This is a genomic window from Pseudomonas sp. P179 (assembly GCF_000478485.2).
GTDB lineage: Bacteria > Pseudomonadota > Gammaproteobacteria > Pseudomonadales > Pseudomonadaceae > Pseudomonas > Pseudomonas aeruginosa.
This window is the reverse complement of the sequence record NZ_KI517354.1, coordinates 5,571,526-5,596,132: the sequence shown is the minus strand read 5'-3', so window position 1 is coordinate 5,596,132 and position 24,607 is coordinate 5,571,526. Positions and strand designations below refer to the sequence as shown.

General features: G+C 67.2%; 28 protein-coding genes. 5 read left to right on the top strand and 23 right to left on the bottom strand.

The window, feature by feature from the left end:
• Position 1: 1 nt before the first annotated feature.
• From HMPREF1224_RS38100 to ccmA, 6 genes are all read right to left on the bottom strand, one after another.
• Positions 2-1,975, bottom strand: a complete 1,974-nt coding sequence (locus tag HMPREF1224_RS38100) for a heme lyase CcmF/NrfE family subunit (protein WP_003107324.1) — start codon at positions 1,973-1,975, stop codon at positions 2-4.
• Positions 1,976-2,464 carry a cytochrome c maturation protein CcmE gene (ccmE, locus tag HMPREF1224_RS38095; protein ID WP_003083137.1) on the bottom strand — a complete coding sequence of 163 codons (489 nt, stop codon included), beginning with the start codon at positions 2,462-2,464 and terminating at the stop codon, positions 1,976-1,978.
• The gene (gene ccmD / locus HMPREF1224_RS38090; RefSeq protein WP_003083136.1) at positions 2,461-2,637 is read right to left on the bottom strand and encodes a heme exporter protein CcmD; all 177 of its coding nucleotides are present in this window, start codon (positions 2,635-2,637) and stop codon (positions 2,461-2,463) included. The genes ccmE and ccmD overlap by 4 nt, the downstream gene beginning before the upstream one ends.
• Entirely contained in the window at positions 2,634-3,392 is a 759-nt protein-coding gene (locus HMPREF1224_RS38085; protein WP_003083135.1) for a heme ABC transporter permease, read from the bottom strand. The genes ccmD and HMPREF1224_RS38085 overlap by 4 nt, the downstream gene beginning before the upstream one ends.
• A 122-nt stretch (positions 3,393-3,514) precedes the next feature.
• Positions 3,515-4,186, bottom strand: coding sequence for a heme exporter protein CcmB (gene ccmB, locus HMPREF1224_RS38080; protein WP_003083130.1), 672 nt, complete (start codon positions 4,184-4,186; stop codon positions 3,515-3,517).
• Positions 4,183-4,884 (bottom strand): cytochrome c biogenesis heme-transporting ATPase CcmA, encoded by a 702-nt coding sequence (ccmA, locus tag HMPREF1224_RS38075; RefSeq protein ID WP_003083126.1) that lies wholly within the window; start codon positions 4,882-4,884, stop codon positions 4,183-4,185. Before ccmA ends, ccmB begins: the two co-directional genes overlap by 4 nt.
• Positions 4,885-5,169: 285 nt before the next feature.
• Here ccmA and HMPREF1224_RS38070 point away from each other — a divergent pair, with 285 nt between their 5' ends.
• The 4 genes from HMPREF1224_RS38070 (at position 5,170) to HMPREF1224_RS38055 (ending at position 8,084) form a co-directional block, all read left to right on the top strand.
• Complete coding sequence (locus HMPREF1224_RS38070) at positions 5,170-6,648, top strand: flagellar hook-length control protein FliK (protein WP_003083123.1); 1,479 nt, start codon at positions 5,170-5,172, stop codon at positions 6,646-6,648.
• Entirely contained in the window at positions 6,645-6,980 is a 336-nt protein-coding gene (locus HMPREF1224_RS38065) for an EscU/YscU/HrcU family type III secretion system export apparatus switch protein (RefSeq protein WP_003083121.1), read from the top strand. The genes HMPREF1224_RS38070 and HMPREF1224_RS38065 overlap by 4 nt, the downstream gene beginning before the upstream one ends.
• Before the next feature lie 100 nt (positions 6,981-7,080).
• Positions 7,081-7,635 carry a GNAT family N-acetyltransferase gene (locus tag HMPREF1224_RS38060; RefSeq protein ID WP_003145121.1) on the top strand — a complete coding sequence of 185 codons (555 nt, stop codon included), beginning with the start codon at positions 7,081-7,083 and terminating at the stop codon, positions 7,633-7,635.
• Positions 7,636-7,742: 107 nt separating this feature from the next.
• Complete coding sequence (locus tag HMPREF1224_RS38055) at positions 7,743-8,084, top strand: hypothetical protein (RefSeq protein WP_003117799.1); 342 nt, start codon at positions 7,743-7,745, stop codon at positions 8,082-8,084.
• 65 nt (positions 8,085-8,149) lie between these two features.
• On the opposite strand, the gene HMPREF1224_RS38050 is transcribed toward HMPREF1224_RS38055, so the two are convergent.
• The 4 genes from HMPREF1224_RS38050 to HMPREF1224_RS38035 form a co-directional block, all read right to left on the bottom strand.
• The gene (locus HMPREF1224_RS38050) at positions 8,150-8,887 is read right to left on the bottom strand and encodes an SDR family oxidoreductase (protein WP_003083112.1); all 738 of its coding nucleotides are present in this window, start codon (positions 8,885-8,887) and stop codon (positions 8,150-8,152) included.
• Positions 8,888-9,020: 133 nt separating this feature from the next.
• Positions 9,021-9,743 (bottom strand): purine nucleoside phosphorylase YfiH/LACC1 family protein, encoded by a 723-nt coding sequence (locus HMPREF1224_RS38045; RefSeq protein ID WP_003083110.1) that lies wholly within the window; start codon positions 9,741-9,743, stop codon positions 9,021-9,023.
• 59 nt (positions 9,744-9,802) lie between these two features.
• A complete protein-coding gene (locus tag HMPREF1224_RS38040; protein ID WP_003083108.1) occupies positions 9,803-10,219 on the bottom strand; it encodes a hypothetical protein in 417 nt (138 codons plus the stop codon).
• A 90-nt stretch (positions 10,220-10,309) separates the two neighbouring features.
• Entirely contained in the window at positions 10,310-11,281 is a 972-nt protein-coding gene (locus HMPREF1224_RS38035) for a helix-turn-helix transcriptional regulator (RefSeq protein WP_003106375.1), read from the bottom strand.
• 109 nt (positions 11,282-11,390) lie between these two features.
• Here HMPREF1224_RS38035 and HMPREF1224_RS38030 point away from each other — a divergent pair, with 109 nt between their 5' ends.
• A complete protein-coding gene (locus HMPREF1224_RS38030; protein ID WP_003083103.1) occupies positions 11,391-12,077 on the top strand; it encodes a glutathione S-transferase family protein in 687 nt (228 codons plus the stop codon).
• A gap of 39 nt (positions 12,078-12,116) precedes the next feature.
• Here the strand turns inward: HMPREF1224_RS38030 and HMPREF1224_RS38025 are convergent, their stop codons facing one another.
• From HMPREF1224_RS38025 to flhF, 13 genes are all read right to left on the bottom strand, one after another.
• Entirely contained in the window at positions 12,117-12,524 is a 408-nt protein-coding gene (locus HMPREF1224_RS38025) for a DUF2802 domain-containing protein (protein ID WP_003083101.1), read from the bottom strand.
• 30 nt (positions 12,525-12,554) lie between these two features.
• Positions 12,555-13,034 (bottom strand): chemotaxis protein CheW, encoded by a 480-nt coding sequence (locus HMPREF1224_RS38020; RefSeq protein WP_003083098.1) that lies wholly within the window; start codon positions 13,032-13,034, stop codon positions 12,555-12,557.
• A gap of 45 nt (positions 13,035-13,079) precedes the next feature.
• Positions 13,080-13,970 carry a CheW domain-containing protein gene (locus HMPREF1224_RS38015; RefSeq protein WP_010793989.1) on the bottom strand — a complete coding sequence of 297 codons (891 nt, stop codon included), beginning with the start codon at positions 13,968-13,970 and terminating at the stop codon, positions 13,080-13,082.
• 91 nt (positions 13,971-14,061) lie between these two features.
• Positions 14,062-14,850 carry a ParA family protein gene (locus HMPREF1224_RS38010; RefSeq protein ID WP_003083092.1) on the bottom strand — a complete coding sequence of 263 codons (789 nt, stop codon included), beginning with the start codon at positions 14,848-14,850 and terminating at the stop codon, positions 14,062-14,064.
• 94 nt (positions 14,851-14,944) lie between these two features.
• On the bottom strand, positions 14,945-15,835 hold the full coding sequence (gene motD / locus HMPREF1224_RS38005; protein ID WP_003083090.1) for a flagellar motor protein MotD: 891 nt from the start codon (positions 15,833-15,835) through the stop codon (positions 14,945-14,947).
• Positions 15,836-15,847: 12 nt separating this feature from the next.
• Complete coding sequence (locus HMPREF1224_RS38000) at positions 15,848-16,588, bottom strand: flagellar motor protein (RefSeq protein ID WP_003083089.1); 741 nt, start codon at positions 16,586-16,588, stop codon at positions 15,848-15,850.
• An 88-nt stretch (positions 16,589-16,676) separates the two neighbouring features.
• Positions 16,677-17,783 (bottom strand): protein-glutamate methylesterase/protein-glutamine glutaminase, encoded by a 1,107-nt coding sequence (locus HMPREF1224_RS37995; protein ID WP_003083085.1) that lies wholly within the window; start codon positions 17,781-17,783, stop codon positions 16,677-16,679.
• Between the two features lie 53 nt (positions 17,784-17,836).
• The gene (locus HMPREF1224_RS37990; RefSeq protein ID WP_003114282.1) at positions 17,837-20,098 is read right to left on the bottom strand and encodes a chemotaxis protein CheA; all 2,262 of its coding nucleotides are present in this window, start codon (positions 20,096-20,098) and stop codon (positions 17,837-17,839) included.
• Between the two features lie 200 nt (positions 20,099-20,298).
• On the bottom strand, positions 20,299-21,087 hold the full coding sequence (locus tag HMPREF1224_RS37985; protein WP_003083075.1) for a protein phosphatase CheZ: 789 nt from the start codon (positions 21,085-21,087) through the stop codon (positions 20,299-20,301).
• A 19-nt stretch (positions 21,088-21,106) separates the two neighbouring features.
• Positions 21,107-21,481 carry a chemotaxis response regulator CheY gene (locus HMPREF1224_RS37980; protein WP_003083073.1) on the bottom strand — a complete coding sequence of 125 codons (375 nt, stop codon included), beginning with the start codon at positions 21,479-21,481 and terminating at the stop codon, positions 21,107-21,109.
• A gap of 101 nt (positions 21,482-21,582) precedes the next feature.
• Positions 21,583-22,326: an RNA polymerase sigma factor FliA gene (gene fliA, locus HMPREF1224_RS37975; RefSeq protein WP_003083070.1), complete on the bottom strand. Its 744-nt coding sequence runs from the start codon at positions 22,324-22,326 to the stop codon at positions 21,583-21,585.
• Positions 22,323-23,165, bottom strand: a complete 843-nt coding sequence (gene fleN, locus HMPREF1224_RS37970) for a flagellar synthesis regulator FleN (RefSeq protein WP_003083064.1) — start codon at positions 23,163-23,165, stop codon at positions 22,323-22,325. The genes fliA and fleN overlap by 4 nt, the downstream gene beginning before the upstream one ends.
• A 138-nt stretch (positions 23,166-23,303) precedes the next feature.
• Positions 23,304-24,593: a flagellar biosynthesis GTPase FlhF gene (gene flhF, locus HMPREF1224_RS37965; protein ID WP_003117138.1), complete on the bottom strand. Its 1,290-nt coding sequence runs from the start codon at positions 24,591-24,593 to the stop codon at positions 23,304-23,306.
• Between the last annotated feature and the right edge of the window lie 14 nt (positions 24,594-24,607).

The window sequence follows — 24,607 nt, the reverse complement described above, 5'->3', positions numbered from 1 at the left end:
CTCAGGCTCCCTGACCGGCGAGGCCCAGGGCCTCGCGCACACGTGTTTTCACCTTCACCCGGTAGCGCCGGTCGAGCGCCGCCAGGGCGCCGCCGAGGCCCATCAGCAGGCCACCGAACCAGATCCAGCGGACGAACGGCTTGACGTGCACGCGCACCGCCCAGGCACCGTTCTCCAGCGGCTCGCCGAGCGCCACGTAGAGGTCGCGGGTAAAGCCGGCATCGATCCCTGCCTCGGTCATCATCGAACTCTGCACGGTGTACAGGCGCTTCTCCGGATGCAGGGTGGCGATCTCCTTGCCGTCGCGGCTGACGTGGATGCTGCCCTTGTCCGAGGTGTAGTTCGGCCCTTCGTGGTGCTTCGCGCCGTCGAAGAGGAAGTGGTAGCCGCCCAGTTCGACGGTGTCGCCGGGCGACATGCGCAGGTCACGCTGGGCGCTGTACTGGCTGCTGAGGACGATGCCGATGGCGCACACGGCGATGCCCAGGTGCGCCAGTTGCATGCCCCAGTAGCTGCGGGTCAGGCTGCGGGCGCCGGCCAGCACGCCCTTGTGCCGGGTCTTGTCGAGGAAGTCGCGGAAACCGGCCAGGACCACCCAGGCGGACAGCAGGAACACCGCCAGCACCGCCCAGTTGAAATCGCCGAAGTACATCGAACCGGCCGCCGCCAGGACCGCGCTGGCCACCAGCACCGGGGTCAGCATGCCGAGCAGCCAGCGGCTCGGGGTGTCCTTCCAGCGCACCAGCACGCCGACCGCCAGGGCCGCCATCAGCGCCGCCATCAGCGGCAGGAACATGGCGTTGAAGTACGGCGGGCCGACCGACAGCTTGGCGCCGCTGAGGGCATCGAGCAGCAGCGGGTAGAGGGTCCCGAGGAGGATCATCGAGGCCGCCACCACCAGCACCAGGTTGTTCAGCAGCAGCAGGGTCTCGCGCGACCACAGGGCGAAGCCGACCTGGCTCTTGACCACCGGCGCGCGCAGGGCGAACAGGGTCAGCGAGCCGCCGACCACCAGCAGCAGGAAGGCGAGGATGAACACCCCGCGCTCCGGGTCGGAGGCGAAGGCGTGCACCGAGGTGAGCACGCCGGAGCGGACCAGGAAGGTGCCCAGCAGGCTCAGGGAGAAAGCGGCGATCGCCAGAAGCACGGTCCAGCTCTTGAACACGCCGCGCTTCTCGGTCACCGCCAGCGAGTGGATCAGTGCAGTGCCGACCAGCCAGGGCATGAAGGAGGCGTTTTCCACCGGATCCCAGAACCACCAGCCCCCCCAGCCCAGCTCGTAGTAGGCCCACCAGGAGCCGAGCACGATGCCGATACCGAGGAAGGCCCAGGCTACCAGGGTCCAGGGCCGCGACCAGCGCGCCCAGGCGGCGTCCAGGCGGCCGCCGAGCAGTGCGGCGATGGCGAAGGCGAAGGCCACCGAGAATCCGACGTAACCCATGTAGAGCATCGGCGGGTGGACGATCAGGCCGACGTCCTGCAACAGAGGGTTGAGGTCGTTGCCGTCCATCGGGGTCTGCGGCAGCAGGCGGCTGAACGGGTTGGAGGTGATGATCAGGAACAGCAGGAAGCCGGTGCTGATCATGCCCATCACCGCCAGCACGCGGGCCAGCATGACCTCCGGCAGTTGCCGGGAGAAGATCGACACGGCGAAGGTCCAGCCACCGAGGATCAGCGCCCAGAGCAGCAGCGAACCTTCGTGGGCGCCCCAGACGGCGCTGAACTTGTAGTACCAGGGCAGCGCGCTGTTGGAGTTGCCGGCCACGTAGGCCACCGAGAAGTCGTCGCGCAGGAAGGCCCAGGTCAGGCAACCGAAGGCGAAGGCGAGGAAGGCGAACTGCCCCCAGGCCGCCGGGCGCGCCAGGCTCATCCACTGGCGGTCGCCGCGCCAGGCGCCGACCAGCGGCAGGCTCGACTGCACCAGGGCCAGGCAGAGGGCGAGGATCAGGGCCAGGTGGCCGAGTTCGGGGATCATCTACTTGCCCTCCTGGTTGTACGAGGTCTCGCCGGCGGCCTTGCCGTTCTCGTAGTGCTTCAGTTGGCCGCTGTCCTTGAGCGCCTTGGTGACTTCCGGCGGCATGTAGTTCTCGTCGTGCTTGGCCAGCACTTCATCGGCCACCAGCACGCCGTCGCCGCCCAGCTTGCCGAGGGCGACGATGCCCTGCCCCTCGCGGAACAGGTCGGGAAGGATGCCATGGTAGGCGATGGTCACTTCCTTGGCGCCGTCGGTGACCACGAAACGCACGTTCAGCGAATCCTCGCTGCGTTGCAGAGAACCCTTTTCCACCAGGCCGCCGGCGCGTATGCGGGTGTCGGTCGGCGCTTCGCCGTTGGCGATCTGGGTCGGGGTGTAGAACAGGTTGATGTTCTGTTGCAGGGCCGACAGCGCCAGGCCCACCGCGGCGCCGACGCCCACCACGATGGCGAGGACGATGATCAGACGTTTCTTGCGGACCGGATTCACTGCTGGGCCTCCCGGCGCAGACGACGCGCCTCTTCTTGCAGGTAGCGGCGCCGGGCCAGCAGCGGCTCGGCGACATTGATCGCCAGCACCAGCAGGCTGATGCCGTAGGCCGACCAGACGTAGGGGCCGTGATGGCCCATGGCGAGGAAGTCGCCGAACGATTCGAAGCTCATCGTGCCTTCTCCACCAGGGCCTTCACCTCGGCTTTCGCCCAGGCGGTGCGGGACTCGCGCTTGAGCACTTCCAGGCGCATGCGCACCAGCAGCATGGCCGCGAAGAAGCAATAGAAGCCGAGGACCATGATCAGCAACGGCAACCACATCTCCACCGGCATCGCCGGTTTCTCGGTGATGGTGAAGGTGGCCGGCTGGTGCAGGGTGTTCCACCACTCCACCGAGTACTTGATGATCGGGATGTTCACCACGCCGACGATGGCCAGTACGGCACAGGCCTTGGCCGCGCTGTCGCGGTTACTGATCGCCTGGCCGAGGGCGATGATGCCGAAATAGAGGAAAAGCAGGATCAGCATCGCCGTCAGGCGCGCGTCCCAGACCCACCAGGCGCCCCAGGTCGGCTTGCCCCATACGGCCCCGGTAAGCAGCGCGACGAAGGTCATCCAGGCGCCGATGGGAGCGGCGCACTGCACCGCCACGTCGGCGATCTTCATCTTCCAGATCAGCCCGACGGCACCGGCCACGGCCAGCATGACGTAGCAGGACTGGGCGAGGAAGGCCGCCGGCACATGGATATAGATGATGCGGAAGCTATTGCCCTGCTGGTAGTCCGGCGGCGCGAAGGCCAGCCCCCAGACGCAGCCGGTGACGATCAGCAGCGCCGCCGCCACGGCGAACCAGGGCAGCCAGCGGCCGCTGATCTCGTAGAACCACTTGGGCGACCCAAGCTTGTGAAACCATGTCCAATTCATCATCAGGCTCTGTTTACAGGGCTCTTTGGAAATACCGGGCAGACCTTCCGCTGCCAGCCCGGGTCAAGCGTGGGCGGCACAGCCGCCCGGTACCGCACGCCCGCCGATGCCTTCGGCGGGCGGACTCACTCGCCTACGCTGATCTTCAGGCCGGCAGCGATGGCGAATGGCGTGAGTGTCAATGCTAGCGCCGTCAGGCTCGCCAGCCACAATAAATGTCCGCTGCTGGGCAGTCCCTGCAGCGAAGCCTGCAGCGCCCCGCTACCGAGAATCAGCACCGGGATGTACAGCGGCAGGATCAGCAGCGCCAGCAACAGGCCGCCGCGCTTGAGGCCCACGGTCAAGGCCGCGCCGACGGCGCCGAGCAGGCTCAGCACCGGCGTACCGAGCAACAGGGAAAGCAGCAGCACCGGTATGCAACGGGCCGGCAGGCCCAGCATCAGCGCGAACAGCGGCGACATCAGGACCAGGGCCAGCCCGGAAAACAGCCAGTGTGCCAGCACCTTGGCCAGCACCAGAAGAGCCAGGGGGTGCGGCGAAAGGACCCACTGCTCCAGAGAACCGTCCTCGAAATCGCTGCGGAACAGCCCTTCCAGCGAGAGCAGCACGGCCAATAGCGCCGCCACCCAGACCAGGCCGGGCGACAAGGTTTGTAGCAATTGGCTCTCCGGCCCGACCGCCAGGGGGAACAGGGCGATGACGATGGCGAAGAACACCAGCGGATTGGCCAGCTCCGCCGGTCGGCGGAACAGCAGGCGCGCCTCGCGCGCCAGGAGCAGGCTGAAGACGTTGCTCATGCCGGGTCGCCCAGCGCCGGCTCGACCGTCGCGCCGCTGGCCGCCTTGAGCGCACCGAGGTCCAGCTCGCGGTAGCCGGCGGGCATCTGCTGCAGGCTGTGGTGGGTGGTCAGCACCACCATCCCGCCGCGCTGGCAATGCCCGGCCAGGTGCGTTTCCAGTTGCGCCACCCCCTGTTTGTCGAGGGCGGTGAAGGGTTCATCGAGGATCCACAAGGGCGGTGCGTCCAGGTACAGGCGGGCCAGCGCCACGCGGCGTTGCTGGCCGGCGGAAAGGGTGTGGCAGGGAACGTCCTCGAAGCCACGCAGGCCGACGTCGGCCAGGGCCTGCCAGATCGCCTCGCGGCTGGCCGGCTGGTGCAGCGCGCAGAGCCAGGTGAGGTTCTCCTCGGCGCTGAGCAGGCCCTTGATTCCCGCGGCGTGGCCGATCCACAGCAGGCTGCGGGCCAGTTCGCCGCGCTGTTCGGCGAGCGGCCGGCCGTTCAGGCGGACTTCCCCGGCGGTCGGCTGCATCAGTCCGGACAGCAGGCGCAGCAGGCTGGTCTTGCCGCTGCCGTTGGGACCCACCACCTGCAACATCTCACCGGCGGCCAGGCGCAGGTCGAGGCGCTCGAACAGCATGCGCCAGTCGCGCTCGCAGGCGAGCCCGACGGTTTCCAGCAAGGGGCTGGCTGTGGGGACTTCAGCAGGATCGGACATCGAACAACATCGCCAAGCGTCTCTCCTCGTCGCGGCGCCGGAGGCCTTCACGGAACAGACCCTAAAGTCGGGATAAACACGGCCGCTATACTGGTGACGACGCGGCCAGCCTGTTTGACAGGCGCGGCATTATACACGCCCTTCCCCAGCCTCCGCAGGGTCGTTTAAGACAGGTTGTTACCCATGCCAGCCGAGATAGGCGCTTCCCCGCCACTACCCCCGGTCTCCGCCCCACGCCCGCTGCCGCCGGCGCAATCGCAGGGCAACGCCCAGGCCGACGCCGAGATGACCCTGAAGCTGGTGCAGACCCTGGCCGGCCTGCTGGGCGAAGGCGAGTCGGGCAAGGCCGAGGTGCTGGCGGTCAAGGAAGGCCTGGCGAACAATTTCCAGGTCCTGCTCAAGCTGACCCTGGCGAACAGCGGGCAGAGCCTGGTGGAAGTGCAGAGCAATCGGCCGCTGGTGCCGGGCAACCTGCTCAACGTCAGCGCCACCAGCAACACCAGCGTGGTTGCCACCCTGCTCGACAGCATGGCCGGCGCTGGCCCGCTGAGCAGCCTCGACCTGGAGCAACTGCCGCCCGGCACCCTGCTCCAGGGCAAGGTCCTGTCCAGCACCGCGCTGCCGGCGGACAAGGCCCAGCAGGTGGTCTACCGGGTCCTGCTGAACCTGCTCAACACGCCGCTCGCCGGCAGCAAGCTGAGCCTCGACTCGCCCCAGGCGCTACCGGTCGGCAGCCTGCTCACGGCGCTGGTTAAAAACAGCCAGCAGATCGACTTCCTGCCGCTCAGCGGACGCCTCGACCAGCTTGCGCTGGGCCAGCAACTGGCCGGGCAGAGCGCCCGCCAGGCTTCCCTGGAAGGCCTGTTCGCCGCCCTGCAGGGGCTGAACGGCCGCAACGACCTGCCGGACAGCCTGCGCCAGGCCGTGGAGCGCCTCTTCGCCGGCCTGCCGGAGGCGCAGAAGATGGGCGATTCCAAGCTGCTCGGCCAGGCCCTGCAGCAGAGCGGCCTGTTCCTCGAGGCGCGCCTGATGCAGGGCGCCACCGATCATCTCGGCCAGGACCTGAAGGCCAACCTGTTGCGCCTGTTCGCCCAGCTGTCGCCGCTGCCGCCGACCGGCGCCCAGGCGCCGGGCATGTTCGCCGGCAACACGGCGAACCTGGCCCAGGCGCTGCCGGCCTTTGTCCGCAACGCCCTGGGCAACCTGGGACAGAGCGCCAACAAGACCCAGGCACTGAACTTTCCCCTGCCGAGCAAGGTTCTCCAACTGTTCGACGAGGACATGGAACTGGAGTCGCTGCTGCGCCTTGCCGCCGCAGCGATCTCCCGCCTGCAGACCCATCAGTTGTCGAGCCTGGCGCAGACCAGCACCCTGCCGGATGGCACCCAACTGGCGACCTGGCAGATGGAGGTGCCCATGCGCCATCAGCACTCGGTGGTACCGTTGCAGGTGAAGTTCCAGGAAGAACAGCGCAAGACCGGCGAAGAGGCCCGCGAAAGCCTCTGGCGCGTCGAACTGGCCTTCGACCTGGAGCCGCTGGGACCGCTGCACGCCCAGGCGACCCTGCTACGCGGCAGCCTGTCCAGCCAGCTTTGGGCCGAGCGCGACGCGACCGCGCGGCTGGTCGAGCATGAACTCGGCCACCTGCGCCAACGCCTGCGCGACGCCGGCCTGACCGTTGGCGAGATCACCTGCCAACGCGGCCGCCCGCCCCAGGGCCCGCGAGCGACCATCGAACAACGCTGGGTAGACGAAACCGCATGAACAGAAAGCAGTCACCCGCCCCGCGCCAGGCCATCGCCCTGAGCTACGACGGCCAGGCCGCGCCGACCCTTTCCGCCAAGGGCGACGCCGAACTGGCCGAGGCGATCCTGGCCATCGCCCGCGACTACGAGGTACCGATCTACGAGAACGCCGAGCTGGTCCGCCTGCTCGCCCGCCTGGAACTCGGCGACGCCATTCCGGAAGCGCTGTATCGCACCATCGCCGAGATCATCGCCTTCGCCTGGCACCTGAAAGGCAAGTGTCCCGAGGGATTCGCGCCGGACGCCGCGGATGGCAACCAGATGCTGCTACTCGGCGGTCCCGGCGACTGAGCCAGCCCGCACGGCGAAACATCCGCACGCACATCAGCTCCAGGACCTCGCCGCTGCGCGCTAAGCTGCGCAGCCTCCGACCTCGGCAAAGGAGCGCCCGATGAACTTCGTCTTTCCCCACCCGTTGGACACCCCGCGCCTGCGGCTACGCACTTTCCGAGAGGAAGACGCCGCGCCGCTGTTCGCCATGATGTCCGACCCGGAAGTCATGCGTTACTGGAACACACCGCCGTGGACGACCCCTGCGCAGGCCCGCGAGGCGATCCTGCGGGACAGCCAGGCGCTCGTCGACGGCGAATACCTGAACCTGGCCATCGAGCGTCGAGAAGACGGCCAATTGCTCGGCAGTTGTATCCTCTTCCATTTCGAGAAAGGCTCGCGCCGCGCCGAACTCGGCTACTGCCTGGCACGTGCAGCCCAGGGCCGGGGTTACATGCGCGAGGCGCTGCGCAGGCTGCTGGCGTTCGCTTTCGATGAAATCGACCTGAACCGCCTGGAGGCGGAGATCGATCCGCGCAACCGGCCTTCGGCCGCCAGCCTGGAGCGCCTGGGCTTCCGCCAGGAGGGCCTGCTCGCACAACGCTGGATCGTTTCCGGAGAAGTCTCCGACTCGGCGCTCTACGGATTGCTCGCCGAGCACTGGCGCAACCGCTGAAGGAGGAACCACCGGCAGGGCCCGCCATCCGTCGCTTTCCACAGAACCTGTCGTTCGCGCAACGGTCTTTAGACGGCACACCACATGCCTGCGGAGGCATCCCTCAAATGAAAAAACATACCCTGTTCGCCGTAGCTGCTCTCGGCCTGCTGTTCGCGGGCAGCACCCTGCTGCCTGGCGAGCTTTCTCCTGTCGGCTCCGCCTATGCCAAGGGCGGAAATGGCGGCGGCAACGGTGGCGGTCATGGCGGCGGCAAGGGCGGCAGCCATGGCGGCAACCTCGGCGGCCACTCCAGCAAAGGCCATGGTTCAGCCACCTCCGGCATCGCCAGCTCCCGCGACAGCCGCGGGCTGTCGCAGGCCAGCGCGATCTCCGCCACCACCCCCGGCGATCACAACAGCAAGGGCTTGAGCAACGCCATCGGCTCCTCGACCAAGAACGACCGCTGACCGCCAGTGGCGACCACGAAAAAGCCGGCCTTCGCGCCGGCTTTTTCGTGCCCCGCCCACACGGCTCAGGCGAAACCGCCGTTGACCCGCAGCACCTGGGAATTGACCCAGGCCCCGTCCGGCCCGGCGAGGAAGGACACCGCCGCGGCGATCTCGTCCGGCTCGCCGAGACGCTCCAGCGGCGCCAGCCTGGCGATCTGGTCGATCTGTTCGGCGCTCTTGCCGTTGAAGAACAGCTCGGTGGCCACCGGGCCGGGCGCCACCGCGTTGACCCTGATGTCCTGGCCGCGCAACTCGTTGGCCAGCACGTGCACCAGCCCCTCGACCCCGGACTTGGACGCGATGTACGGACCGTAGCTGGGCAGCGCCCGGGCGATCACGCTGGTGGACAGGGCGATGATCCGTCCGCCGCGCTCGACATGCCGGGCAGCCAGGCCGAGCACGATGAAGGCGCCGCGCAGGTTGGTGCGGATCACCCGGTCGAAGCCCTCCAGGTCGCCGTCGGCGATCTTCAGGTAGGGCATCGTGCCGGCGCTGTTGACCACCACGTCGATGCGGCCGAAGGCGCCCCTGGTGGCTTCGAACAGCTTGTCCATGTCCTCCGGGCTGGCCACGTCGCCCTGCACGGCGATGGCCGTGCCGCCGGCGGCGACGATTTCGGCCACGACCTCGTCGGCCATGGTCTGGTTGCCGGCATAGTTGACCGCGACCGCGAAACCGTCGGCGGCCAACCGCCGGGCAATGGCGCGACCGATGCCGCGGGAGGCGCCGGTGACGATGGCGGCTTGGGTGATGTCAGGCATGCTGGGACTCTCCTGGAATGAGCGTGGCGACAGCCACGCATCGACAGGGAAAGTCTAGAAGCCGGGTATTGGCGGATAAACAGCAGACAACCGTCATGACTATCCAGGATTTCCGGACAATACCGATACGCGGTCACGGCTTGCGCGCGATCCAGGCGTACTGCTGACGCTTCTCCTCGCCCAGGCGCTGGCGTCGGCGATGACTGGCGAACGCATCGCCGGAACAGTAGGTGCAGACGGCGCTGGCTTCGATCTGCGCCGGCCCGACGCCGGCGGCCTGGAACAACTGGCGACAGAAGGCCACCAGGTCCAGCCAGGCGCCCTGCTCCGCCTGCCTTGGCTCGGGCGGAGCGAACCGGGGTGGCCGCTCGGGGAGCGGACGACGCTGGCTCCAGGGCGGCACCGCGCCCTCCCAGAGGCGGCCGTGGCCGACCTGCAACGCCTCGATGAACCCGGCACTCACCTCGTAGCAGCAGGCTTTGATCCCGGGACCGATGGCGACCCGGATGTCCGCGCTGGCGACGCCGCGCGCATTGAAGCGCGCCACCGCCGCGCCGACGATACCGGCGACGAGCCCCTGCCAGCCGCCGTGCAGGGCGGCCACCACCCGACCGTCGCGACTGCTCATGAGAATCGGCAGGCAGTCCGCGGTGACCACCGCGACCGCCAGCGGCCCTTCGCTGAAAACGCCGTCGGCGGCATGCCGTCCGGATTCCGACAACGAGCGCGCGTCGACGATCTCGGCGCCATGCACCTGCCGGCAATGGAATATCCGCTCGGAGAGTGCCTGGCCGGCTTGCTGGAAGCCATGCTCGATGCCTTCGATCGCCTTGAGGATGTCGGCCTGGACGGTCATGCGCTGTCTCGCCATGGAAGGTTGGAAAACGACCTTACCTCATCTTCCCGGAAGCCGCCTCAGGCGATGCCGCGCAGGAGGTCGGGGCAGCCGCGATCACGCTTGATCAACGCGGCCAGGGCGACCTGGCCCAAAGGCCGGTCGGACACCGCGCCGATGCTCAGGCCATGGCCTCTGCTCCACTCGAACAACAGGCGCTTCTCGCGGCAATCGAGTTCGCCCACCAGCAGGAAGCGCCGGATGCTGCCGCTGCGTCCCAGCATCGCCAGCGTGCCCTTGCAGCCCTGGTCCAGGCGGAATCCGTCGTAGAGGCAATAGTCGTACGGGTAACCCTGGTCCAGGGAGCGCCGCAGCTCCCGTCGGTCCAGGCACAGGCTCAAGTGGAAGTAGCCGCAGCGGTTGAACAGCGCTCCATACCTGAGCAGACGGCCGGGGTTGGCGCACAGCACCATGGCGCGCAGGGGTATTGCAGGCATCCTTGTGGCCTCCTGGAAACGTGCGGGTTGACCAGGACCGATTCTAGAAAGCGGCAGCCGCGCAATTAATAGGACTTTTCCTCTAAATGCCTACCTGTGATCCGAAGCTTCCTCCTGGCCCAGGTTACGCAGGACACGCTCGGCCTGGCGCCTCAACGGCTCGCGCAACTCCAGCGGCTGCCTGACCTCGAAGTCGAACGGCAGGCCGCACAGGCGCCGGGCGAACCAGTCCAGGTCGTCGGTGCTGGCGCGCAACAGCGTACCGCCATCGACCTCAGCGAGCAGACCGAGGGGCTCGCCGAGCACCGCGACCACCTGCTCCCTCGCAGCCCGCATCAGGATTTCCACCGGGTAGGCGCGCGGCATCCGGGCGAAGCTCTCCCGCAGGTGGCGGAGGGTATCGAAATCCGCCGGTCGCTCGAAGCGCTCCGCCAGCATGCGCGGCGCGTCCAGGCGATCGAGACGGAACGAGCGCAACGCCTGGCGCAGGTGGCAGAAACCGCTGACGTACCAGCAGCCGTTGCGATAGACCAGGCCGTAGGGATCGAGTTGGCGGAGGGTTTCGGCGCCCTGCGGGTCGCGATAGCGGAACTCGACCCGCGCACGGACCTGGGCGGCTTCGGCGAGGGTCGCCAGCGCCGCCACACTGGTTCCCGCCCGGGCGCGGGCCAGGTCCAGGCTGGCGGTCTCGCGGAGCGCCACGAGGCGCCGCCGCAGCGCAACGGGCATCACCCTGCTCAGCTTGGCCTGCGCACTTTCCAGGGCCAGCTCGCTTTCGCCCAGGCCGAGACTGCGCACCGCCAGCAGGCCGAGGGACACGGCCAGGGTTTCCTCCGCGCTGAACATCAGCGGCGGGAGCTTGAAACCGGCCACCAGGCGGTAACCGCCATGGCGTCCGCGCTCCGCCGAGATGGGTATGCCCAGCTCCTCGAGGGCGACGATATAGCGACGCAGCGTCCGTCCATCCACCTCCAGGCGCCTGGCCAGCTCGCTACCGCTGAGCTGGCCGTTGCTCTGCAGCAGTTCGAGCAGGGCGAGCACGCGCACCGTGGGCTTGGACATTTTTCGATCCACCGGAAAAAATCAGGACCGAATATAGCCTATATCACCCCTACCCTGCGTTCAGCCCGGTTGCGATGCGCAACGTGCGTTACCTGAACGGAGATGGAAAATGGAACCTGTACTGTTTTATGGCGTACCCCACGGCTGTTCCTTCGGCTCGATCGTGGCCCTCGAGTGGCTTGGCCGCCCCTATCGCCTGTGTCGGATCGAGATGCCGCTGGAGACCGGCGAGCGCACCTACGTGCGCCTGAACCCGGCTCGCCAGACGCCCACCCTGCTCCTGGAGGACGGCCGCGCGCTCAGCGAAAGCCTGGCCATTCTCCAGCACCTGGCGGCGCGCGACCTGTGCAGGAAGCTCGGTTATCCGCAGGGCAGCGCCGAGTTCGACGAACTGAACTTCGCCCTCGCCCTCCTGCATACCGAATGCCATTCGGCCTGGGGAGCCCTGTTCTATCTGGAGGACGCCGACGCAACCACGACGGCAAGGGCGCTGACGCGCGCGGCGCGAGCCTATGGCCGGATCGACAAGCTGCTCGGCGACCGCAAGTGGCTGGCCGGCGAAGGGCCGAGCGTGGCCGACGCCTACCTCGCGGGTACCGCTCGCTGGGGACGGGAGCTGGGCTACTTCGACCTGCAACACGACTTTCCGCGCCTGCATCGACACCTGGAGAAGCTGGAGCAGGACCCGGCGGTGCGCTTCGCCCATGCCATCGAGGATCGCCTGCCGGCGCAGAGCTGCGGGGAGTTCAGGGGAGAGGTGACACTGGCAGAAGTGGCGAGCCGCCTGCTCGCCTGAAAAGCGCCAGCGCCAGCGCCAGCGCCGGGCCGGCGACCGTCACTTGCCCTTGGCTTCGTGCAGGCGCGCCACCAGCTCGGCCTCGGCCTGCGACAGACCGCAGGCCTGGGTCAGGTCTTCGGCGCTGGCGCCGAGCCCGACCAGGCGTGCGGCCTGGCTGAACGACAGCGTGGTCGGATCGCGCTGCTCCAGGCGCGCGACCCGGTCGGGAAGCGGCGCGAGTTGCTTGCCGAGGTCCTGCAAGGCCTCGCCCATGCGCACGTTGACCTGCTGGTAGGACTCGATGCGCTTGCTCAGCTCCTTGAGCCGGCGCTCGCGCGCGGCGCCCTCCTCCGCCTGCTGCGCCAGCGCAGCTTGCAGGCGGCGCAATTCACGGCGCAGCCACAGGCACGCCGCCGCCAGGCCGAGGCAGGCGGCGAGCGCCAGTGCCAGCGCGACGACCTCCATCTCAGCAGGCCCTCGTGTCGGTAGAACGCATCAGATGCTGCCCAGCTCCGACCATTCTTCCTCGGTCATCATCTTGTCCAGCTCGACCAGGATCAGCAGCTCGCCGTTCTTGTTGCAGACACCCTGGATGAACTTGGCCGACTCTTCGTTGCCGACGTTCGGCGCGGTCTCGATTTCCGACTGCTTCAGGTAGACCACCTCGGCGACGCTGTCGACCAGGATGCCGACCACCTGCTTGTCCGCCTCGATAATGACGATCCGCGTGTTGTCGCTGACCGGCGCAGGGTCCAGGCCGAAGCGCTGGCGGGTGTCGATCACCGTGACCACGTTACCGCGCAGGTTGATGATGCCCAGCACGTAGCTCGGCGCGCCCGGCACCGGGGCGATCTCGGTGTAGCGCAGCACCTCCTGGACCTGCATCACATTGATGCCGTAGCTCTCGTTGTCCAGGCGGAAGGTGACCCACTGCAGGATCGGATCTTCGGCGCTTTGCGCGGTGGCTTTGCTCATTCCCCTAACCTCTCGAAAACCGCCGCAAGTGGCGGAAGCTGTCTATCAATGGTCGCCGTGCAGGCGCTTGACGGCGCCGCTGGCGATCAGTTCGGCGAGCGCCGCCACATCCAGCAGCGCACACATGTGTTCGATGACCGTGCCGGCCAGCCAGGGCCGCTGGCTACGCTGGCTGCGCCATTTCACCTCGGCCGGGTCGAGGCGGATCGAGCGGCTCACCTGGTGCACCGCCAGCCCCCACTCGTAGCCCTGGACCGAGATCACGTACTTGAGGCCGTCGCGATAGTCGTCGCGGTAGCGTTCGGGCATCACCCAGCGTGCGGTGTCCAACACCTTCAGGTTGCCCGCCTGCGACGGCAGGATGCCGAGGAACCAGTCGGGCTGGCCGAACAACGGGGTCAGTTCCTGGTTCTCCAGCGGATAGATCGAGCCGAGGCACACCAGCGGCACCGCCAGGGTCAGCCCGGCGACGTCGAACAGCAGGCACTCGAAGGGCTCCGCCGCCCAGGCCGGACGACCGTCGTCGAGCAGCGGCAGGTCGAGCAGCGGCGGCTCGCCGACGCTCGCCGGGGCGCTCGGCACGCGCAACTCGATGACTTCGTGGGGCCGTGGCTCGACCGGCAGCTCGCGCAACGTCGTCGGTTCGTCGAGCAGGGCCGCCGGCGCCGGCGGAACCAGGCGCGCATCGCGGACCTGCTCCTCGAGCACCGCGGCCTCGAACTCGTCGAACCCGGGGTCGACCGGCAGCGTTTCCAGCGCCGGGGCCGGTGTCGCCACTTCGGCGACCGCCAGCGCGACAGGCTTCAACGGCGCGGGCGCAGGCGCTGGCGGCGTCTCGACGAGAGGTTCCAGGTCCTCGAAAGTGGCCTCCTGGAGCAACGCATCCAGGTAGGACTGCAAGGCCAGTTGCGAACGGGTGGCGGTGGCGGCGCTCATGTGGGTATTCCGCGACAGGGGTCTACAACGGTTATCGGCCGCACTCCGGTGCGGCTTGAATGCGCCTGTCGGCGCGGCGACCGGCGCGCCATCAGGCCACCCGGGTGGCCGGCTGCTGCGCCAGCAGATGCTTGAGCAAGGCGCGGTAGGCGATCACCCCGCGACTCTTGCCGTCGTGCTGCGACGGCGTGACCCCGGCCCGGCTGGCATCGCGCAGGCGGGTATCGATGGGAATGAACGCCTGCCACAGGTTGTCCGGGTAGTTCTCGTTGAGAATCCGCAGCGTGCTCAGCGAAGCCTGGGTCCGCCGGTCGAACAGCGTAGGTACGATGGTATAGGGCAACGCCTGTTTGCGCGACCGGTTGATCATCGCCAGGGTGTTGACCATCCGCTCCAGCCCTTTCACCGCGAGGAACTCGGTCTGCACCGGGATCACCAGGTGCTGGCTGGCGGCCAGGGCGTTGACCATCAGCACGCCGAGCAGCGGCGGGCTGTCGATGATCGCATGGTCGAAATCCTGCCAGAGCTGCGCCAGGCTCTTCGAGACCACCAGGCCGAGACCGCTCTTGCCCGGCGACTGGCGCTCCAGGGTGGCCAGCGCGGTACTCGACGGCAGCAGGGAAATGCGTTCGTTGCTGGTGCTGCGCAGCAGCGAGGCCGGCAGCCCCTCGGGGACGTTGCCCTGGTGCAGGAACAGGTCGAAGGCGCTGTGCTCGAGGGTGTCCGGGTCATAGCCGAAATAGCTGGTCATCGAGCCGTGGGGGTCCAGGTCGACCACGACCACGCGCTTGCCGGCATCCGCCAACAGGCCGGCCAGGGCGATGGACGAGGTGGTCTTGCCGACCCCTCCTTTCTGATTGGCGACTGCCCAGACTTTCATTGCTCTACTCTTCCTGGCATGGGTCTACCCGGTTGGGGCCGCGCTAATGGCCAGTTCGGCCCCGGCGCCCGTACGCAAACCATGGTTCGCGCGCTCATGGCGAAGGCGACGGGGAATTGACGGTTGCCGGCGCGGGCGCCGGCGTACCGCCAGTATCTGCAGCTTGCGTGCCAGCTGCCGAGCCTGCGTGGCGGAGCGCCGAATCCGGTTGCGCCTTGCCGCTGCCGACCCCGCTGACGCTGCGTCGCACCTCCAAGTTGCGCGAGATCACCAGCACCACCCGGCGATTCTTCGCCCGCCCCTCGGCGCTGGCATTGTCCGCCACCGGCTGAAATTCACCATAGCCCACCGCAGCCATCCGCGACGGCTCGACCCCATCGTTGCCGAGCAGGCGGACGATGCTCGCCGCCCGCGCCGCCGACAGTTCCCAGTTGGTGGGATAGCGCGGGCTATGGATCGGCACGTCGTCGGTGAAGCCCTCGACATGGATCGGGTTCTTGTAGGGCGCCAGGATCTTGGCGACCTTCTCGACGATATCGAAGGCGGCATCGTTGGGCAGCGCATCGCCGCTGGGAAACAGCAGGCTGGAATTGAGAGTGATCTCGATCCACAGCTCGTTACCGCGCACGCTCAACTGGTCGGAGGCGATCAAGTCGCCGAAGGCATCGCGCACGCTGTCGGCGATCCGCTCCAGCGAGTCGGCGCTGGCCGCGTTGTCGCTGGGCTGCTCCTCGACGCTGGTGCGCTCCGGCTCGGTGGTGCGCGGCCGCTCGTCGCCGATGGGAATCGGCTTCAACGAGCGGTCGGGCTGGTTGAACACGCCGGTGAGGGTCTCCGAGAGGATCTTGTACTTGCCCTCGTTGATCGAGGAAATCGAATACATCACCACGAAGAAGGCGAACAGCAGGGTGATGAAGTCGGCATAGGAAACCAGCCAGCGTTCGTGGTTCTCGTGTTCCTCCTGGTGGCGACGGCGGCGCTGCATGCTCGGCTCCGGTCAGTCCATGAAGCCTTGCAGCTTCAACTCGATGGAACGCGGGTTCTCGCCCTCGGCGATGGACAGCAGGCCCTCCAGGAGCATCTCGCGGTAGCGCGACTGGCGCAGTACCAGGGTTTTCAGCTTGTTGCCGATCGGCAGCAGGAGCAGGTTGGCGAAGCCGACGCCATAGATGGTGGCGACGAAGGCCACGGCGATGCCGCTGCCGAGCTGCGCCGGGTTGGCCAGGTTGCCCATCACATGGATCAAGCCCATTACCGCGCCGATGATGCCGATGGTCGGCGCATAGCCGCCCATGCTCTCGAACACCTTGGCGGCCTGCAGGTCGCGACTTTCCTGGGTGAACAGGTCGACCTCGAGGATGCTGCGGATGACTTCCGGCTCGGCGCCGTCCACCAGCAGTTGCAGGCCCTTGCGCGCATAGGGATCGGGCTCCGCATCGGCGATGCTCTCCAGGCCGAGCAGGCCTTCCTTGCGCGCGGTCATGCTCCAGGAGACGATCCGGTCGATTCCCCCGGAAAGATCCTCGCGCGGCGGGAAGAACACCCAGCCGAGCATGCCCAGGCCGCGCTTGAGCACGTTCACCGGGGTCTGCAACAGCGCCGCGGCCAGGGTGCCGCCGATCACGATCAGCGCCGCCGGACCGTTGAGCAGGGCTCCGGCGTGGCCGCCCTCGAGAAAGTTGCCGCCGACGATGGCGACGAACGCCAGGATGATCCCGACCAGGCTGAGCACATCCATCAGCGCGTCCCCTCGGCTCGGCGAAGGCGCGCGCAGCTCGTCACGTGGGTGGCCATCGAAGGCAGTCTCCTCATTCCTGCACGCACGCTTACTGGCACGCCTCGACCAGGTGCCGGCCGATGTCGTCGAGCCCGTACACCGCGTCCGCCAGGTTGGCCTTGACCACGGCCATCGGCATCCCGTAGATCACGCAACTGGCCTCGTCCTGCGCCCACACTTGGCTGCCGCCCTGCTTGAGCAGGCGCGCACCCTCGCGCCCGTCGGCGCCCATGCCGGTGAGGACCACCGCCAGGACCTTGTCGTTGTAGGCCTTGGCCGCCGAGCCGAAGGTCACGTCGACGCAGGGCTTGTAGTTCAGGCGTTCGTCGCCGGGGAGGATGCGCACCGTGCCGCGGCCGTCGACCATCATCTGCTTGCCGCCCGGCGCCAGCAGCGCCAGGCCGGGACGCAGGATGTCGCCGTCCTCCGCCTCCTTGACGTTGATCCGGCACAGCTTGTCGAGGCGCTCGGCGAAGGCCTTGGTGAAGGCCGCCGGCATGTGCTGGATCAGTACCAGCGGCGCCGGGAAGTTGGCCGGCAACTGGGTCAGCACCCGCTGCAAGGCAACCGGTCCACCGGTGGAGGTACCGATCGCGACCAGCCGGTAGGCCTTGCGCTTCGGCGCCGCCGAGGTCGACGCCGGGGCCGGCGACGCGCCGGCACCAACACGCGCGCTCGCGCCGACGCTGGAGGACGACGCCGGCGCATGGCTGGACGAGGTGGCCGAAGGCAGCGGCGGCAGGCTGATCGAGCGACGATTGCTACGGGCGATGGTCAGGACCTTCTCGCAGAGCAACTGGCGGACCTTGTCCGGGTTGCGCGAGATGTCCTCGAAATTCTTCGGCAGGTAGTCGACCGCTCCAGCGTCCAGTGCATCCAGGGTCACCCGCGCGCCCTCGTGGGTCAGCGAGGAGAACATCAGGACCGGGGTCGGGCAACGCTGCATGATGTTGCGTACCGCGGTGATGCCGTCCATCAGCGGCATCTCGTAATCCATGGTGATCACATCGGGTCTCAGGGCCAGCGCCTGCTCGATGGCCTCGCGGCCATTGGTGGCGGTGCCGACCACCTGGATCTGTCCATCGGCGGAGAGAATCTCCGAGACACGGCGGCGGAAGAACCCCGAATCGTCCACCACCAGGACTTTGACTGCCATAGCTACTCCTCAGAGGGCGACGCTCCTGCGCCGCCGGAAACCCATACGCGGCGTCAGATGCGCCGTGCGTAACGCTTGAGCATGCTCGGCACATCGAGGATCAGGGCGATGCGCCCGTCCCCGGTGATGGTGGCGCCCGCCATGCCGGGGGTGCCCTGCAACATCTTGCCGAGTGGCTTGATCACCACTTCTTCTTGTCCCACCAACTGGTCGACGACGAAACCGATGCGCTGGGTGCCGACCGACAGGATCACCACGTGTCCCTCACCCTGCTCTTCGTGGGCCGCACTCGGCACCAGCCAGCGCTTGAGATAGAACAGCGGCAAGGCCTTGTCGCGGACGATCACCACTTCCTGGCCATCCACGACATTGGTGCGCGACAGGTCAAGATGGAAGATTTCGTTGACGTTGACCAGCGGGAAGGCGAACGCCTGGCTGCCCAGCATCACCATAAGGGTAGGCATGATCGCCAAAGTCAGCGGCACCTTGATGACGATCTTCGAGCCGGACCCCTTCTGCGAAAACACGTTGACCGTGCCGTTGAGCTGGGAAATCTTGGTCTTCACCACGTCCATGCCGACACCGCGGCCGGACACGTCGGAAATCTCGGTCTTGGTCGAGAAACCCGGGGCGAAAATCAGGTTGTAGCACTCCAGGTCGGTCAGGCGGTCCGCCGCATCGCGCTCCAGCAGGCCCTTCTCCACCGCCTTGTTGCGCAGCACCTCGGCGTCCATGCCCTTGCCGTCGTCGGTGATCATCAGGAGGATGTGGTCACCCTCCTGCTCCGCTGACAGCACCACCTGGCCGACCCGCGGCTTGCCGGCGGCCTCGCGCTCCTCCGGACTCTCGATGCCGTGGTCGACGGCGTTGCGCACCAGGTGCACCAGCGGATCGGCGAGGGCCTCGACCAGGTTCTTGTCGAGGTCGGTCTCTTCGCCCACCAGCTCCAGGTTGATCTCTTTCTTCATGTTCCGCGCCAGGTCGCGAACCAGGCGCGGGAAGCGGCCGAAGACCTTCTTGATCGGCTGCATGCGGGTCTTCATCACCGACATCTGCAGGTCGCCGGTGACCACGTCGAGGTTGGCCACGGCCTTGGCCATGGCCTCGTCGCCACTGTTCAGGCCCAGGCGCACCAGGCGGTTACGCACCAGCACCAGCTCGCCGACCATGTTCATGATCTCGTCGAGACGCGCCGTATCCACCCGCACGGTGGTCTCCGCCTCGCTTGCCGCGGGCCTGTCGGGCGCCGCCGGACGCGCGGCGGCGGCCTTGGCCGGAGCGACCGGTTTCGCCGCGGGACTCTTCGCCGCGATGTTCTTGGCTACCGCCGCGGCGGCCGCCACGGCCTCGGAGGCGCCGTTGAACTTGCCCTTGCCGTGCAGTTCGTCGAGCAGCGACTCGAACTCGTCGTCGCTGATCTCATCGCCGCCCGCGGCGGCCGGCGCCTTGCCCTGCTCCGCCGGCGCAGCCGCTGGAGCCGCGGCAGCCGGTGCGGCGGGTGTGCCGGCGGCTTCCGGGACATCGCCGAACTTGCCCTTGCCGTGCAGTTCGTCGAGCAGCGCCTCGAACTCGTCGTCGCTGATATCGTCACCAGCGGCAGCCGCGGCCGGCTCGACCGCCTCGGCGGGGACTTGCGCAGGCTCGGCCGAGACCGCCGGCGGGACGAACTTGCCCTTGCCGTGCAACTGGTCGAGCAACGCCTCGAACTCGGCGTCGCTGATCTCGTCGCCAGCGGGAGCCGCGGGCGCTTCTGCAACGGCGGAGGCCGGCGCTTCGTCGCCCTGCAGAGCATCCAGCAACTGCTCGAACTCGTCGTCGGTGATATCGCTGGAGGCACTCTGCGCGGGCGCTTCCGGCGGCGCCGCAGGCTCGGCTGGCGGAACGGCCGCCGGCGGCGCTTGCACAGGTTCCGCGGGCTCGGCGCCCTCGGGCTCGGCCAGGCGGGCAAGGGCCGCCAGCAGCTCGGGCGTCGCCGGGGTCGGTTCGGACTGCTCGCGCACCTGGTCGAACATCGCGTTGACCGTATCCAGCGCCTGCAGCACCACATCCATCAGTTCGGAGCTGACGCGCCGCTCGCCCTTGCGCAGGATATCGAAGACGTTTTCCGCAATGTGGCAGCATTCCACCAGCGCGTTCAGCTGGAGGAAGCCGGCACCGCCCTTGACCGTATGGAACCCACGGAAAATGGCATTGAGCAGGTCCATATCGTCCGGCCGGCTCTCCAGCTCGACCAGTTGCTCGGACAATTGCTCGAGAATCTCGCCGGCCTCAACCAGGAAGTCCTGGAGGATTTCTTCATCGGCGTCGAAGCTCATTCGGCTGCTCCCAGAGACGTGTTACTCGAAAGGATCGGCAGGACCGCTGTCCTGCCGGAAATACCGGCCCGGCTTTCCGGACCGACTTCAGCCCGCCCGCCGGGATCACCGGCATGACGAAGGCTGTGCCAGCAGCCCGCGGATGCCAGCGTTCAATGCTTACTTAACGGCAGCGATGCCGCAGTCTTGAGCCGGGCGGGTCAGAAACCCAGGCTGGACAGCAGATCGTCCACGTCATCCTGCCCGGACACCACATCCTCTCGTTTTTCCGCGGCGACCTGCGGCCCCTCGCCCTTGGCCGAACGCTCCAGCGCGGCCTGGTGGCGCATGCTCACGTGGTCGTGCTCGATTCCGGCGTAACGGTCCACCTGGCCGGCCATCCAGACCAGCTTCACGAGGTTGCTCTCGACCTCGGTGACCAGCTTGGTGACACGCTTGATCACCTGGCCGGTCAGGTCCTGGTAATCCTGCGCCAGCAGGATGTCATTGAGCTGCGAGGACAACTGGCCGGCGTTCTCGCCGCTGCGCACGAGGAACTGTTCGATGCGCTTGGCCAGCTCGCGGAAGCCGTCAGCGTCGATTTCCCGGCGCATGAAGCGTTGCCACTCCTGGTGCAGCTCCCGCGAATCGTCGCCCAACTGGTTGACCAGCGGGGCGCTCTGCTCCACCAGGTCCATGGTCCGGTTGGCGGCCTTCTCGGTCATTTCCACTACGTAGGAAAGACGATCGGTGGCATCGGCGATCTGCGACATTTCCTGCGCGTGGGGGGAATGCGGGTCGATCTGGAAATCGACGATGGCGTTGTGCAGTTCGCGGGTCAGCTTGCCCACTTCCTGGTAGAGGCCACGGTCCCTGGCCTGGCTGAGCTCCTGGATCAATTGCACCGCCTGCTGGAAGTGCCCCCGTTCGAGACAGTCCACCAGTTCGCGCGCATGTTTTTTCAGGGTCGATTCGAATTCGTCGCCCGTGGAATCGTTACCAAGCACCATGACACCCTCTTGGCCGGCTTCAGCCGTTGACCCGCTCGAAAATCTTCTCGATCTTTTCCTTCAGGACCTGAGCGGTGAAGGGTTTGACCACATAGCCGTTAACCCCGGCCTGGGCCGCTTCGATGATCTGGTCGCGCTTGGCCTCGGCGGTGACCATCAGCACCGGCAGGTGCTTGAGGCGCTCGTCGGCGCGAACCGCGCGCAGCAGATCGATGCCGGTCATGCCCGGCATGTTCCAGTCGGTGACGAGAAAGTCGAAATTGCCGCTGTGCAGCATCGGCAGCGCCGTGGTGCCGTCGTCGGCCTCGGCGGTATTGGTGAAGCCCAAGTCCCGCAAGAGGTTCTTGATGATGCGTCTCATCGTGGAAAAGTCGTCCACGATGAGAATTTTCATGTTCTTGTCCAAGTAAACCTCCGTACAGACCAGAGCGCGCCCCAGGGGACGCGCCACACATTCTTTTGCGTTAACGGTTACAAGCTGCGGTCGAGGCCGGTTCAGGCCGACCGCCAATCGGCCAGGCGCGCGCGCAAACGCGCGGCGCACTGGCTGTGCAACTGGCTGACCCGCGATTCGCTGACGCCCAGTACCTCGCCGATCTCCTTGAGGTTGAGTTCCTCGTCGTAATACAACGCCAGCACCAGGCGCTCGCGCTCCGGCAACTTGGCGATGGCATCCGCCAGGGCCGCCTGGAAACGTTCGTCGAGCAGGCCGTGGATCGGTTCGTTGTGACTGAGGCTGGTGTCTTCCGGCAATCCATGTTCGCCGTCCTGCAACAGGTCGTCGAAGCTGTACAGGCGGCTGCCCTGCGTGTCGCTGAGGATGCCGTAGTAATCTTCGAGGCTCAATTGGAGTTCGGCAGCAACTTCGTGATCTTTAGCGTCGCGCCCGGTTCTCGCCTCGATCGCGCGGATCGCGTCGGTCACCATGCGCGTGTTGCGGTGCACCGAACGCGGCGCCCAGTCGCCCTTGCGGACCTCGTCGAGCATGGCCCCGCGGATGCGGATGCCGGCATAGGTCTCGAAGCTGGCGCCCTTGCCGGCGTCGTATTTCTTCGCGGCCTCGAGCAGGCCGATCATGCCGGCCTGCATCAGGTCCTCCACCTGCACGCTGGCCGGCAGGCGGCCGAGCAGGTGATAGGCGATGCGCTTGACCAGTGGTGCGTAACGCTGGATCAGTTGCTCCTGGGAGTTCTGCGCTTGCGCCTTGCTATACATACGCACTCCAGAGGCCGCTGTCATACGGCCGAACCTGTCGCGGGGTGTTGGACCAGTCGTTCGACGAAGAACTCCAGGTGCCCGCGCGGGTTGGCCGGCAGCGGCCAGCTATCGACCTTCTGCGCGACCGCCTTGAAGGCCAGGGACGCCTTCGAGCGGGGGAATGCCTCGTATACGGCTCGCTGTTTCTGCACGGCCTTGCGTACCGACTCGTCGTAAGGGATGACACCTACATACTGTAGTGCGACGTCGAGGAAACGGTCAGTGACCTTGGTCAGTTTGGCGAACAGGTTGCGTCCTTCCTGCGGGCTGTGGGCCATGTTGGCCAGGACCCGGAAGCGGGTCATGCCGTGGTCGCGGTTGAGCAGTTTGATCAGGGCGTAGGCATCGGTGATCGAGGTCGGCTCGTCGCAGACGACCAGCAGCACCTCCTGCGCGGCGCGGACGAAACTGACCACCGAATCGCCGATCCCGGCGGCAGTGTCGACGACCAGGACATCGAGGTTGTCGCTGATATCGCTGAACGCCTGGATCAGCCCCGCATGCTGCATCGGCGAGAGGTGCACCATGCTCTGCGTGCCGGAGGCCGCGGGAACGATGCGCACGCCACCGGGACCGAGGAGGAGGACATCGCGCAGTTCGCAGCGTCCCTCGATCACGTCGGCCAGGGTGCGCTTGGGCGTGAGTCCCAGCAGGACGTCGACGTTGGCCAGGCCGAGGTCGGCATCCAGCAGCATGACGCGACGGCCGAGATCGGCCAGAGCCAGTGCCAGGTTCACCGACACATTGGTCTTGCCGACGCCGCCCTTGCCGCCAGTTACTGCGATCACCTGTACGGGATGCATGCTACCCATCTGCTTCATACCTTGTGTTGTCGTCTTCCCGGAACGCCCCTTCCAGCGCTCTCCGGTATTGGCGGGAACGATGCGCCATCGCTCCCGGCCCGGCGGAAGCCACCTTCGCTTCCGTCACCCGCGCCACGCGCGGTTCTTCCCACGTCCTCAGCCGGCACGCCGCGCCGGTTGCTGGTAGAGCCCGGCGAACATCTCGGCCATGGCGTCCTCGCTGGGCTCTTCCGGTGCCTGCAGGCTCACCGCCCGGCTGACCAGTTGGTGACTGCGCGCCACCTGCAGGTCGTCCGGAATCCGCGGCCCATCCGCCAGATAGGCTACCGGGAGACGCTGGGCGATAGCCAGCGCCATCGATTCACCGAGGCTGCCCGCCTCGTCCAGCTTAGTCAGGATGCAACCCGCCAGCCCGCAGTGCCGATAGGTCTGGTAGGCCGACTTGAGCACCTGGCTCTGGCTGGTGGTGGCCATCACCAGGTAATTCTTCACGTTCAGGCTCGGCGACGCCAGTGCCTCGAGCTGCATGCGCAATGCCGGGTCGCTGGCCGGCAGGCCGGCGGTATCGATCAGCACCATGCGCTTGCGCGCCAGCGGCGCCAGGGCCTGGATCAGCGACTGGCCGGGATCGACCAGGGTCACCGGTACGTTGAGGATCCGACCGAGGGTCTTGATCTGCTCCTGGGCGCCGATCCGGTAGCTGTCCATGCTCACCAGCGCCAGGCTCTGGGCGCCGTACTTGAGGACGTAGCGCGCGGCCATCTTCGCCAGGGTGGTGGTCTTGCCGGCGCCTGCCGGGCCGACCAGGGCCAGTACGCCGCCCGCGTCGAGCGGGTCCTGCTCGGGGGTCTGCACGGCACGCGACAGGTGCGCCAACAGCATGCGCCAGGCCTGGCGCGTATCGCCCACCGCGGCGACCCGCTCCAGCAACGGCTTGCTCAGCTCCGCCGGCAAGCCCATGCGCTGCAGGCGCCGCCAGAGATTGGCCTGCTGCGGACGCTGGTGCTGCAACTGGCCCCAGGCGATGGAACCCAGTTGTACCTCGATCAGCTCGCGCAGGCCGTTCAGTTCGAAACGCATTGCCTCGAGGGTCTGGCCGCCCGCCTGGGGCTTGGCCTGCGCCGCCGTCATGGACTCGGCCAGGGTCGGACGCGCCGGCTTCTCCTCGGCGAACAATTGACGGTCCTTGCGCTGGTTTTCCGCCGGACGCGCCGTCAACTCGGCGCGCGCCTCGGCGATCCGCGCCTGGGTCTTGCGCAGCTCCACTTCCAGCGCCGGGTTGGGCTTGCTCGGCGCCGGCGGGGCCTGGTAATCCAGCGCCGCGGTCAGCTCGATGCCGCCGGCGACCCGGCGGTTGCCGAGAATCGCGGCGTCCGGACCCAGTTCGTCGCGGACCAGTTTCATGGCCTGGCGCATATCGGCGGCGAAGAAGCGTTTGACTTGCATTGCCCGAACCCCTC